This is a genomic window from Acetobacter persici, assembly GCF_018256955.1.
Lineage (GTDB): Bacteria > Pseudomonadota > Alphaproteobacteria > Acetobacterales > Acetobacteraceae > Acetobacter > Acetobacter persici.
The window spans coordinates 26,724-39,308 of the sequence record NZ_JAERKU010000008.1 but is presented as its reverse complement, the minus strand read 5'-3'; the positions used below and the strand labels follow the sequence as shown (position 1 = coordinate 39,308).

At 59.1% G+C, this 12,585-nt stretch carries 11 protein-coding genes and 1 tRNA gene; 3 read left to right on the top strand and 9 right to left on the bottom strand.

The window, feature by feature from the left end:
* Window positions 1-14 precede the first annotated feature (14 nt).
* The 3 genes from sdhD to JK199_RS10215 all read right to left on the bottom strand — a co-directional run bounded on the left by sdhD (window position 15) and on the right by JK199_RS10215 (window position 2,066).
* Window positions 15-428 (bottom strand): succinate dehydrogenase, hydrophobic membrane anchor protein, encoded by a 414-nt coding sequence (gene sdhD / locus JK199_RS10225; protein WP_025828319.1) that lies wholly within the window; start codon window positions 426-428, stop codon window positions 15-17.
* Between the two features lies 1 nt (window position 429).
* Window positions 430-903 (bottom strand): succinate dehydrogenase, cytochrome b556 subunit, encoded by a 474-nt coding sequence (gene sdhC / locus JK199_RS10220; RefSeq protein WP_077930778.1) that lies wholly within the window; start codon window positions 901-903, stop codon window positions 430-432.
* A gap of 140 nt (window positions 904-1,043) precedes the next feature.
* Window positions 1,044-2,066, bottom strand: a complete 1,023-nt coding sequence (locus JK199_RS10215; protein WP_077930777.1) for an aspartate-semialdehyde dehydrogenase — start codon at window positions 2,064-2,066, stop codon at window positions 1,044-1,046.
* Between the two features lie 240 nt (window positions 2,067-2,306).
* On the opposite strand from JK199_RS10215, the gene adhP reads away from it, so the two are divergent.
* Complete coding sequence (gene adhP / locus JK199_RS10210) at window positions 2,307-3,335, top strand: alcohol dehydrogenase AdhP (RefSeq protein WP_212375641.1); 1,029 nt, start codon at window positions 2,307-2,309, stop codon at window positions 3,333-3,335.
* 32 nt (window positions 3,336-3,367) lie between these two features.
* The gene (locus tag JK199_RS10205) at window positions 3,368-4,759 is read left to right on the top strand and encodes an NAD-dependent succinate-semialdehyde dehydrogenase (RefSeq protein ID WP_212355160.1); all 1,392 of its coding nucleotides are present in this window, start codon (window positions 3,368-3,370) and stop codon (window positions 4,757-4,759) included.
* Window positions 4,760-4,882: 123 nt separating this feature from the next.
* On the opposite strand, the gene JK199_RS10200 is transcribed toward JK199_RS10205, so the two are convergent.
* The 6 genes from JK199_RS10200 to xseA form a co-directional block, all read right to left on the bottom strand.
* Window positions 4,883-5,701, bottom strand: a complete 819-nt coding sequence (locus JK199_RS10200; protein ID WP_212375638.1) for a creatininase family protein — start codon at window positions 5,699-5,701, stop codon at window positions 4,883-4,885.
* Between the two features lie 83 nt (window positions 5,702-5,784).
* On the bottom strand, window positions 5,785-7,698 hold the full coding sequence (locus JK199_RS10195; RefSeq protein WP_212375760.1) for a CocE/NonD family hydrolase: 1,914 nt from the start codon (window positions 7,696-7,698) through the stop codon (window positions 5,785-5,787).
* A gap of 188 nt (window positions 7,699-7,886) precedes the next feature.
* Window positions 7,887-9,074, bottom strand: coding sequence for a phosphoserine transaminase (locus JK199_RS10190; protein WP_212375635.1), 1,188 nt, complete (start codon window positions 9,072-9,074; stop codon window positions 7,887-7,889).
* A gap of 35 nt (window positions 9,075-9,109) precedes the next feature.
* Window positions 9,110-9,194, bottom strand: a tRNA-Leu gene (locus JK199_RS10185).
* Between the two features lie 99 nt (window positions 9,195-9,293).
* Window positions 9,294-9,641: a hypothetical protein gene (locus JK199_RS10180; RefSeq protein ID WP_077930773.1), complete on the bottom strand. Its 348-nt coding sequence runs from the start codon at window positions 9,639-9,641 to the stop codon at window positions 9,294-9,296.
* A 120-nt stretch (window positions 9,642-9,761) separates the two neighbouring features.
* Window positions 9,762-11,222: an exodeoxyribonuclease VII large subunit gene (gene xseA, locus JK199_RS10175; RefSeq protein ID WP_212375632.1), complete on the bottom strand. Its 1,461-nt coding sequence runs from the start codon at window positions 11,220-11,222 to the stop codon at window positions 9,762-9,764.
* Window positions 11,223-11,273: 51 nt separating this feature from the next.
* Between xseA and purD the strand changes: the two genes are divergently transcribed.
* A complete protein-coding gene (gene purD, locus JK199_RS10170; RefSeq protein WP_342356313.1) occupies window positions 11,274-12,557 on the top strand; it encodes a phosphoribosylamine--glycine ligase in 1,284 nt (427 codons plus the stop codon).
* Window positions 12,558-12,585: the final 28 nt, after the last annotated feature.

Below are 12,585 nucleotides of genomic sequence, written 5' to 3'. Positions count from 1 at the left end.
GGGTTCAGCTCTGGTCAGGACCGCCGGTTACCGGCAGCCACAAGTTTTATCACCGCAAACACGCCCAGAAGCCCGAGCAGAGAGGTAACGAGTTTGACCAGAATACGGGTCGGCAGATGCGCCTTGCCATGCACATAGTCATCCACAATCACCTGCAGGCCGAGCTGCGCGTGATAGAAGGTGGTAATGATCAGCGCGGTCAGCATGGTGGCGTTCACCGGCTTGCCGCCCCATTTCACAACGTCCTTATGGTCTGCGCCGCCAAGGCGGAACATCTGGACGATAAACCATGTTGAAAGCGGCAGAAGCGACGCCGCCGTCACACGCTCGGCCCACCAGTGCGCCGTGCCGGAGCCACCGGCCCCAAGCCCGCGCGCACGGCCAAGCTGCGAGCGCATCACCTCGATATGAGGAGCGGAATCAGTCATATCAGGATGCCTTTCCTGCTTTGGCCAGCGCCCGCGCCCGGCGGGCGGCAACGCCCAGAAGGCCTGCGGCCAGCACAGTGCTGACACCGGCGGTCACTCCAACAGCAACCGGGCCATCCTTGTTAAGCTCTTCCTTGTCATAGCGTTTGCCACTATCCCAGATCAGGTGCCGGATGCCGCCAACCGTGTGATACACGACTGACGCCAGCCAGCCGACCAGCACAAGCTGCCCGACCGGGTTGCCCGTCACTTTGCGGGCTGTGGCGAATGCTTTTGGTCCTTTGGCCGCAGCGGCCAGCCAGAACACACCCAGAGCAGCGCCGCCGGTAGCAGCAACGCCCGTCAGGCGGTTTGTAATTGAAAGAACCATAGACAGGCGATAGCGATAAATTTGCAGATGCGGCGACATGGGCCGCTGAATGAGTCTGCCGTCACTTCGGGTCCCTACGTAAAGGGCCTTGCGGATATCCTGCATTGTCAGCCTCGTATCCTGTCCGTCTATCCCTTACGCCGGCCCAGACCGGCGTTTCTGCATCGAAATTTGTCCTACGCCCCAACCTGCGGACCGGTCAATTCAGCCAGCCAACACGAGGCCGCGAGGCGGGGCGACCTCACTCAGCCGTGTCTGGGGAGGAGGTCGAGGGCAATCATCGTCTCGGCAATCTGCACCGCGTTCAAAGCGGCACCTTTCCGCAGATTATCGGACACGCACCAGAAGGCGAGACCATTGGGAACAGTCGGGTCGACACGAAGACGTGAGACGTAGCTTGCATCTTCGCCTACGCACTCAATTGGAGTCACATAGCCGCCATCCTCGCGCTCATCGCGCAGAATCACGCCGTCCGCCTCTCGCAGGGCCTCACGCGCACGGGCCAGATCCACCGGCTCTGCAAATTCCGCCACAACGGCTTCTGAATGACCGATAAACACCGGCACACGGACACAGGTTGCGATCACGGACACGTCAGGATCGAGAATTTTTCTCGTCTCGACGGCCATTTTCCATTCTTCCTTGGTCGCACCATCATCCATGAAGCGGTCAATCTGCGGAATGCAGTTAAAGGCAATCTGCTTCTGGAACTGCTCAATCTTGGGCGGATCATTCACAAAGCTGCCGCGTGTCTGGGCAAACAGCTCATCCATCCCGTCTTTCCCGGCGCCGGAGACGGCCTGATAGGTCGAGACAACAACGCGCTTGAGCGTAAACAGATCATGCAGCGGCTTGAGGGCCACAACCATCTGAATGGTCGAGCAGTTGGGGTTGGCAATAATATTGCGCTTCATGCGCTTGAGGGCATCCGGGTTAACTTCCGGCACCACCAGCGGCACGTCCGGGTCCATGCGGAAATGGGAGGTGTTATCAATCACCACGCAGCCCGCTTTGGCCGCAATCGGAGCATATTTGGCGGAAACAGACCCACCGGGGGAGAACAGGCCGACATCCCAGCCCTTGAAATCGAATGTTTCAAGATTTTGGACCTTCAGCACCCGGTCCCCGAATGAGAGTTCACGCCCGGCAGAGCGCGGAGACGCCAGCGCGACAATATCGTCAATCGGGAAATCCCGCTCAGCGAGTGTCTTTAAAATTTCACGCCCTACTGCTCCGGTGGCGCCTACAACTGCAACCCGATACCCCATAACTCTTCCCTTACTCATTCCTGCCAAAGCCTGACCGGGCGGGGAATCTAGACCAAACGGGGCAAAAATGGAATTGCGGCGCGCGCGGAAAACCGGGCGGGAGCGGGAGGCTGGTTTTCACCGCTCACAATCTGGTGATGAGCGGGATTTCCTGATAACAGGGACACGCCGCGCAAAAAGAAAAGACACGGCTCTCTGGAAACCATTTCCAGCAACGAAAAACCAAAAAGGACCGGGACAATGTTAGGAAAAATGAAAGCTGCGGTCGTCCGCGAATTTGGCAAACCTCTCATACTTGAAGAACTGGATATCCCCGAGATCCGTCCGGACCAGATTCTGGTAAAAATGATTGCCTGCGGCGTCTGCCATACAGATCTGCACGCCGCCGCCGGAGACTGGCCCAAAAAACCGAGCCTTCCATTTATCCCCGGCCATGAAGGCGTTGGCACCATCGTCAAGGCCGGCAGTGCTGTCTCCCATGTGCGGGAGGGGGATGTTGTTGGTGTGCCTTGGCTCTATTCCGCCTGCGGGCATTGTGAACACTGCCTTGGCGGGTGGGAAACGCTCTGCGGCAAACAGGAAGATACCGGCTATTCCGTCAACGGATGCTTTGCGGAATATGTGGTGGCGGACCCGAATTACGTGGCTCTCCTCCCCAAAGGCGTCGACCCTGTGCAGGTCGCCCCGGTGCTGTGCGCGGGGCTTACGGTCTATAAAGGCCTGAAAATGACCGATACCAAGGCCGGAAACTGGGTTGCCATTTCCGGTGTAGGCGGCCTTGGCCAGATGGCAGTGCAATATGGCGTCGCGATGGGGCTGAATGTTGTCGCGGTGGATATTGACGATGAAAAACTTGCCATCGCCCGGAAACTTGGCGCAGCGCTGACCGTTAACGCCAGAGAGACAGACCCGGCGGCTTTCATGCAGAAAGAAGTGGGCGGTGTGCATGGCGGTCTGATTACTGCTGTGTCTACCAAAGCTTTTTCTCAGGCCATGGGGTATGTCCGGGCCGGGGGAACACTCGTTCTCAATGGTCTGCCACCCGGTGACTTTCCGATCTCGATCTTCGATATGGTGATGAACGGCACCACCATCCGCGGATCCATTGTCGGGACACGCCTTGATATGATTGAGGCCCTGTCCTTCTTTGCAGACGGGAAAGTGAAATCGGTTACGCAGACAGACCGGCTGGAGAACATAAACTCTATTTTTGAACGCCTCGAGGAAGGGAAGGTGGATGGCCGGATTGTTATCGACTTCCGGGCCTGACTTTTCCGGGGCTTTCGGAAAGGCTCAAGAATATGGCTTACAAAACCGTTAATCCGTACACCAACGAGACGATCGCCACTTTTCCTGACCTGAAAGATGCCGAACTGGAGTCTCTGCTGTCACAGGCAGAGAAAACCTACAAAAGCTGGCGCGGAACGTCTTTTGCCGACCGCGCCGGCATCCTGCACAAAGCCGCCAGACTGCTGCGTGACAAGAGTGAAGACTACGCAAAGCTGCTCACCCTTGAAATGGGCAAGCTGAAGCGGGAAGCTCTGGGGGAAGTCGCCCTCTCTGCCGATATTTTGGATTATTACGCGGAAAATGCCGAGCAGTTTCTGGCCCCGCAGAAAGTCCCCGGTGGCAGCGAGCGGGGGGATGACGCCGTTATCGTCAGCCAGCCGCTTGGAGTGCTGCTGGCTATTGAGCCGTGGAATTTCCCTTACTACCAGCTCGCCCGTGTAGCAGGCCCGCACCTGATGGCCGGAAATGTGGTGGTGGTAAAACACGCCTCCATTGTTCCCCAATGTGCCGCAGCGTTTGAAAAACTGTTCCATGAGGCCGGTGCTCCGGCAGGACTTTACACAAACCTGTTTGCTACACGCGAGCAACTGGAAAAGCTGATTGATGATCCGCGCATTCAGGGTATTGCGCTGACGGGGAGTGAAGGGGCCGGGGCCGCCGTTGCCGCACAGGCAGGCAAGAACCTGAAAAAGACCACCATGGAACTGGGCGGCAGCGACGCCTTTATTGTTCTTGATGATGCTGATCTTGAAAAATCCGTCAAATGGGCGGTGTGGGGCCGCATGAATAATGGCGGCCAGTGCTGTGTGGCCTCCAAACGCATTATTGTGCAGGACAGTATTGCAGACCAGTTTTTCAAACGGTTTAGTGAAGAGCTGGGGAAACTTATTCCCGGAGACCCATCAGATGATGCTACGGGGGTCCCGCCCATGTCCTCGCAGTCCGCTGCGGACCAGATTAATAAGCAGGTTGAAGAGGCTGTTAAAAACGGGGCCAAGGCGCATCGCGTAGGACCGACACCTCCCAATCAGGGGGCGTTTGTTCAGACCACAATCCTGACAGACCTGACCCGCGAGAACCCTGCTTTTTATCAGGAGTTTTTCGGTCCTGTTGCGCTGTTCTTTACTGTTAAGGATGAACAGGAAGCCATCGCTCTGGCGAATGATACCCCTTATGGTCTGGGTGGATCTGTCTTTACGCAAAACACCAAACGGGGTGTTGAGGTCGCAAAACAGATTTACACTGGCATGGTCTATATCAATCATCCGACATGGACCAAACCTGACCTGCCTTTTGGCGGCGTAAAACGCTCCGGCTACGGACGGGAGCTGGCGATGCTGGGAATTGAAGAATTTATCAATAAAAAGCTGATCAACGTCGTGCCGATTGATGCTCCGGCCTAACCCTATAACAGGCTGAGACCAAAAAAGGCGGCAGACTATGTTCTGCCGCCTTTTTTATGTTTTCCGGAACGTGTTTGATGGATTCTAAAGTTTAGCGTAATGTCCTGAACTCTACGCTTCTTTTTAAATCGTATTTTTTTGATCCTGTCTGACCACGTGCTCCACCAGACGCACACCCGTTTCAACCAGCTTTTCCGTCAGGCATACGCCTGTTTCAGCAGAACAAAGCTGCGGATTTCCTCGCCCGACACCCTCAGACGCTGTACAGTCCCCCTCAAGCGGCACAGAAATAAGAGCACCATCGAGGTCAAGCGTTCCAAAATCTGAAACCTTGAGACCCCACGCAGTTTTATCGGGCTTGTGTTCTGGAATCCGATCTTCCCTGACCAGATTAGGCAGAAGATGCATCCCGATACTTGTCAGAGGATTTGCGCCATGGCCGCCTGACTGCGCCGCGCGTTCCGCGCCCATAATCTGAGGTAAAAACCCGGCGGCAACACGCCACAGGTAGAAGCTGGGGATGATAACCTGATCACGCAGCCAGAGGCTCCGTGTCACATCATGGATCATGGTGCAGTTGCCACCATGCCCGTTCAGAATAATCAGGCGCGTCAGCCCATGCCGGAGCAGGCTTTCCAGCATATCCCGCAGAACGGCCTGAAGAGTGGTTTGAGAAAGAGCAATACCGCCGGGCATATATCCAAAATAATCCGCACCGCCAAAAGGCAGCACCGGGGCAACATAGACTTCATGCCCGGCCTGGGCAGATTTTCTGGCAATTTTTTCGGCCATCACATCCGCCAGAAGGTAATCCCCCATTGGCATATGCGGCCCCTGATCTTCAAAGCTCCCCAGAGGCAGCAGAATAACTGGGACACGCGCAACGGCTTCCCGCATTTCAGATGCGGTCAGGTGCGCCATATGGAATTTGGTCTGAACCATACCGGCATTCTTTCAAAAAAAATCAGGCAGGACCGTTTTAAAAAATGGCCCTGCCTGAAAACTCTTTTTAAATTCGTGTGGCCTTACTGCTTTACAACAGGGAGCAGGATAGAAGTTGCGTCCTTCCCTCCGTGATGGATGCTCTGGGTTGCAACCGTGTAATCCGCAGGTTTAGCATCAAAAATATTCGGCACGAATTTCTGCGGGTTACGGTCATAAAGCGGGAACCAGGAGGACTGAATCTGCACCATAATCCGATGCCCCTTTGCAAACACGTGGTTCACGGCAGGCAATGTAAAGTGATAATGCAGCGTGGCGTTTGGCTCGAGCGCTTCCGGCTTGGCAAAATCCTTCCGGTAACGGCCCCGGAAAATATCCATGGAGACTGGCAGCTCATACCCGCCCATTTTCGGGTCATCCGGTGTCATGGCTGGCTGAACGTCAATCACCTTCACCACCCAGTCTGAATCCGTGCCGGTCGTGGCGGCAAACAGGTCTGCCACCGGCACACCGCTTACGCGTACAGGCTCGTCCAGCACCTCGGTTTCATAGGTCAGCACATCCGGGCGGGATTCTGCTTCCCGCTGATCCTGCACCAGCCAGGGTTTCCAACGGTCCCCCTGTGCAAACGCAAAGGGCCGCGCGATAAACGGAACCGGGTGGGCCGGGTCAGACACATAGCTATCTGCCCCATCCGCTGCCGGGCGCGTAAAGCTCAGACCATGCCCCTCCGCCAGATACAGAGGCGTCAGGCCACCCGTGCAGTCATTTTCACAAACTGCGGGCCAGGAACGGTAATAATCCCATTTCTGATCCCCCGTATTGTAAATGATGGCATCTGGCAGATGCACGGCAGGGCTGCCGGGCTTCAGATATTCATCAAAAAACGGCCGGAACACATCGCGCCGATACTGGTGCGCTGTATCACCCTCAAACTCCAGCGGGCCAAGGGTAGAGCCGTTATAGTTCACCCCGCTGTGCCGCCAGGGCCCCATGACCAGCGTATTCGGCGCTTTGATATCCGCATCCTTCAGCGCCTGCCAGGAATGGATTGCGCCCCACATATCTTCCTGATCCCACAGGCCCTGTTCCCACAGCATCGGGACGGTGGGTTTGCGCTGCGCCAGCAGTTTATCCAGCGCCTGCCCCTGCCAGAACGCATCATAGGCCGGGTGAGCGTGCATCCGCTGCCAGAACGGATACTGGTCCAGCCCAGCCTGCGTCGCAAAGCTTCCGGCTGATCCGGCTTTCAGAAAATTCGTGTAATCATCAGCATCTCTGCGCGGGATGCTGTCGCCTGAGCGCCGCACCGTCATCTGGCTGGTAAAATAGTCAAACGAGCCCTGACGGAAGGCGCCGTAATGGAACCAGTCATCGCCCATCCAGCCATCCACCATCGGGCTTTCCGGTGCGGCCACCTTCAGCGCCGGATGCGGGTCCAGCAGCGCCATGACCACAGTAAAGCCTTCATAAGAAGAACCAGTCATGCCGACGCGCCCGTTGGACTCCGGCACATTATGCACCAGCCAGTCCACCGTATCCCACGCATCCGTCGTTTCATCCGTTTTGGTGGGATTGAGGGGGCCATGTGGCGGGCGCGTCATCACATAATCGCCCTGAGAGCCATATTTACCGCGAATATCCTGAAAAACGCGGATATAGCCACCATCAACAAAAACATCATCCCCCTGCGGCAGCACTTCCCGCATGGTCAGCGCATTGGGCACGCGGTCTGCACGGTGGCCCGCATTATAGGGCGTCCGTGTTAAAAGGATGGGGGCATTGCGGGCATTTTTAGGAACAACAATAACGGTATACAGCTTCACGCCGTCCCGCATGGGGACCATCACTTCCCGTTTGATATAATCCCGCTGCTGGTCCGTTGGCAGATGCACACTGGCCGGAATATCGCTCCCGGTCTGCACGCTCAGCGGGTCATGCGCCGGAGCAGCCTCAGCCGTGGGTGCCGCGGCCTGCGCTGCCGGAAGCGTTGCCATCAGCAACAGTCCGGACACGGCAACACCGGCCCACAGGCTCTTTTTATGTCCGGTGACGTTCTGTTTTAAGCTGGTCTGATATCCCACCATGATCCTGCACTTCTGTCTGGTCATTGCTTTGCAAGCTGATGCCCAGACGATGCGTTGGATCTGGCGGTTCGTCCACCCTGTTTTCTCAGAAACCCGCCTCAGGCCGGGCAGGTAACCGGGGTAATCTGAGCAAAGGCCCAGTCCAGCCAGGGCAGCAGCGCCCGCACGTCAGACGCCTCGACCGTGGCCCCACCCCAGATACGCAGGCCCGGCGGGGCATCCCGGTAGCTGGCAATATCAAATGCCACGCCTTCTTCATCCAGCAGAGCGACCATCTGTTTGACAGCCTTCATCTGCTCGGACCGCTCCAGTGCTAAAAACCACGGCGCCACAATCCGCAGGCAGATGGCGGTGGATGACCGCTCGGCGTCATTCCGGGCCAGAAACTCCACCCAGTCGGTCCGGGCTTCCCACGCGGTCACTTCTGCCAGATTGGCCTGACTACGGGCCTTCAGCCCGGACAGACCACCCACGGACTCCGCCCATTTCAGGCTGTCCAGCGCATCTTCCACACACAGCATGGACGGGGTGTTGATGGTGTCACCCCGAAAGATGCCTTCAATCAGCTTGCCTTTTCCCGTCAGACGGAAAATCTTAGGCAGCGGGCGCGGTGCTTCAAAACTTTCCAGACGCGCCACGGCACGCGGAGAAAGAGCCAGCATCCCGTGCGCGGCCTCACCGCCCAGCGCTTTCTGCCAGGACCATGTGACCACATCCAGACGGTCCCACGGCAGATCCATCGCAAAAGCGGCTGATGTGGCGTCACAGATCACCAGCCCGTCATGCTGCGCCGGAATGGCCTCAGCGGAAGGAAGGCGCACACCGGACGTTGTGCCATTCCACGCCAGAACGACATCATGCGTCCAGTCCACCTGTGTCAGATCCGGCAACTGGCCATACTCTGCCTTCAGAACGCGCGCCTTCTCCAGCCTGAGCTGGGAGACAATATCCTGCGCCCACAGGGAGGAGAAACTTTCAAACGCCAGCACATCCACCGGGCGCTCACCCAGCAGGGACCACAATGCCATTTCCACCGCGCCGGTGTCCGACGCCGGGACAATGCCTACGCGCCAGCCTTCCGGAACGCCGAGCATGGCCGCAGAACGGTCAATCACCTCCGCCAGTCTGGCCCGCCCTTCCGCAGAGCGGTGAGACCGGCCTGTCAGCGCGTTAGACAGCGCCGCCACAGTCCAGCCCGGACGCTTGGCGCAGGGGCCGGAGGAAAAGCACGGATTGGCAGGGCGGCAAGCCGGACGGGAGGAATTGGAGGAATGTGTGGAGGTCATCACCCGGTCCGGTTTCATGGAAGTGAGACAAGTTATGGTGCGAGAGAGGGGACTCGAACCCCTATGCCTTGCGGCGGTCGATTTTGAGCCGACTACGTCTACCGATTCCGTCACTCTCGCGGCAAGGCTTTCCCTACCAGCAAAAAGGCTGGCAGAAAAGGCCACATCCCCTCCGGTCAGCCTTGCCCCGTTCCGGGCAGGGCCGAAGCAGAGCAGGGGTTACCGGCAGACGCGCGCGGAACCGTCCGCAGCGATATAGGTGCCGGTCTGGGTATTAAAGCAGGCATTCTGCACACAGCTGTTCCCGCTGGCGAGTGGCTGAGGGTAGTTCTGCACCGCCATGGCCTGACTTTCCCGCGCGGCCGTCCCACAGAGGGGGGTGTTGGCCGGGGCTGACGGATCATTCGTCAACTGGCTTTCATTCGCAGGGGTGCCCTGCTGGATTGCCATGTTGGCCGGAAAAGTCTGGAGCGGGACTTTCTGCTGCGCCGCAGGCTGGGCGGCACATCCGGCCAGCAGCCCCAGAGCAAGGCAGCACCCCAGCGGGCGAAGAAAACGCGTAGACATGTGAACAGTCCCCTCAAGACAGGCCGGGCCTCACAGCCCCCGTTTTTCTCTGTGCCGTGTGCACAGGCTGACACAATAGACAGGATCTGAATTCAAGCTCAACCGGGCTTCCCTCCCGCCTTACAGTTCCAGCGTGGTCTGCTCGGCTCTGGCAGGTTTTTTCCGGCTGATAACGGCATCACGCTGGCCATCCCCAAAGGTCAGCACAACATCTTCCCCAGCCTTCAGCTTGCGGGCTGATGTGACCGGCTGGCCCTGCGCCGTGACCAGCGCATATCCCCGCGCCAGCACCGCCTGTGGAGAAACCGCTTCCAGTTGTCCGCCCACACCCGCCAGCGCCGCGCGGCGTTCCCGCACCAGTGCCGCCAGCGGAGCCGGGGAAATCCGCGACCGCCCCAGCCGGGCCTCCTGCCGCTGCAACGCGTGCTGCAACCCTGTCCGCAATCCGCTCCCCAGCAGAGCCAGCCGGGTGTTGCGCGCCGACAGCAGGGTTTCCACCGCAGGCATATGCCGCTCCACCGCGACCAGCGCGGCTCGCCGCCCCTGCACAAAGCCGGGTAGTGCAACGTCCAGCCTGCGGCCACGGTCATCCAGCATCATCCGCGCCGTGCCCAGCAGACCGGGCAGATCAGGCAAGGCGGCCGCAGCCCGGTCCAGCCGCAGCCGGGCCGTCTGCATCATGCGTGAGAGCGCCCCGAGCGCCCGTGCGCCCCGGTGTTCCAGTTCCGCCAGCATTTCCGTGCGTACCGGCACAGCAAGCTCCGCCGCAGCGGTCGGGGTGGGGGCACGGCGGTCAGATGCAAAATCAATCAGCGTGGTATCGGTCTCATGCCCGACGGCGGAAATCAGCGGAATGCTACAGACAGCAGCAGCCCGCACCACGGCTTCCTCATTAAAAGCCATCAGGTCTTCCAGGGACCCGCCCCCCCGCGCCACAATCAGCACATCCGGGCGCGGCACACCCCCGTTGCCTTCCAGCGCGGAAAAGCCGTTAATGGCGGCTGTAATCTGCGCGGCGGCCCCTTCTCCCTGCACCGCCACCGGCCACACCAGCACCGGGCGCGGAAAGCGGCGGCTGAGGGTTGTGCAGATATCATGAAGCACCGCGCCCTGCGCGGACGTCACCACACCAATCACACGCGGCAGCAGGGGCAGGGGGCGTTTACGGTCTGCGTCAAACAGCCCCTCTTCCGCCAGCTTCAGCCGCAGGCGTTCAATGCGGGCCAGCAGAGCGCCTTCCCCCGCATACTCCATCCGCTCCACCACAAGCTGGTAACTGGAGCGTTCGCCATAAGCGGAAATCTTGCCGGTAGCGATAATTTCCAGCCCGTTTTCCGGCACCAGCCCAAGGCGGGAGACCGAGCCACGCCAGACCACGCCGGAAATCTTGCCGCGCTCATCTTTCAGAGAAAAATAGAGGTGCCCGGAGGGGTAGCGTTTGAATTCGGTAATTTCCCCACGCACCCGCACCCGGCCAAAGTTGCCCTCAAGCGTGCGCCTGATCGCCCCGGAAATTTCCGAGACACTATATTCCGGCACATTCCCGCCAGAAGGTGCCCCTGTTGCAAGATCTTCGATCATTTGCCCAACCTATGCTACAGACGCTCGCCCTGAAAGAGCAGAGCTGACAGAGTGAGAGAGAAAAATATGCGGGTACTACTGGTTGGATCCGGCGGACGTGAACACGCACTGGCCGCAACACTTGCACGATCCCCCAGGCTGACGGCCTTGTTCATTGCTCCGGGCAACCCCGGCACGGCAGAGCTGGGCACCAATGTTGCCATTGGCGCAAGCGATGTGCCCGCTCTGATCACTTTTGCCAAAGGACAGCAGGTTGACCTGATTGTACCCGGCCCCGAAGCCCCGCTAGTGGCTGGTCTGGCCGATGCGTGTGAGGCCGCCGGTCTGGCCTGCGCAGGCCCCACGCAGGCTGCGGCGCGTCTGGAAGGCAGCAAGAGCTTCAGTAAGGAAATCTGCTACGCCGCAGGCGTGCCCACCGCGCGGGGGGAACGCTTTACCAGTGCGGACGCGGCCATCACTTATATTGCCGAACGCGGAGCGCCGATTGTGGTGAAAGCCGACGGTCTGGCGGCAGGTAAAGGCGTGGTTGTGGCGCAGACCGTAGCCGAAGCGCAGGACGCCGTGCGGGAGATGATGACCGAAGGCAGCATGGGGGACGCTGGCCGGAGCGTGGTGATTGAAGACTGTCTTGTGGGGGAGGAAGTCTCCCTCTTCGCCTTCTGCGCGGGCGAGACAGCCATGCTGATTGGCGCGGCGCAGGACCATAAACGCATTGGCGATGGTGATACCGGCCCCAACACTGGCGGCATGGGCGCAGTCTCTCCGCCACGCGGGTTTGACCGCGCAGCGCAGGAAGCAGCACTGGATCTGGTGGTTCGCCCCATGCTGAAAGAAATGGTTCGCCGGGGAACGCCGTTCCGGGGCGTGATTTTTGCGGGCCTGATGCTGACTGAAACCGGCCCACAACTGATTGAATATAATGTCCGCTTTGGGGACCCGGAGGCGCAGGCTCTTCTGCTCCGCCTGACCTCTGACCTGCTGCCCGCACTGGCCGCCCTTGCGGAAGACAGGCTGGACACAACTCCGGTCACCTTCTCGGATCAGGCCGCCATCAGCATCGTCATGGCGGCACGGGGTTACCCGGCAAAACCCGAAACCGGTGCTGTTATTTCCGGCATTGCTGACGCCGAGGCGCTGGACGGCGTACGCGTCTTTCAGGCAGGCACCAAAGAAAACGCGGCCAGAGAACTGGTTGTAGCCGGTGGGCGTGTTCTGTCCGTCTGTGCGCTGGGGGACACAGTGCAGCAGGCGCGGGAGCGTGCTTATGCAGGTGTTAAAGCTATCTCATGGGACGGTGCGGCATGGCGCACGGATATTGGAGCCCGCGCCCTTTAGAACGGCTTTATTTTTACGTGTGATATTC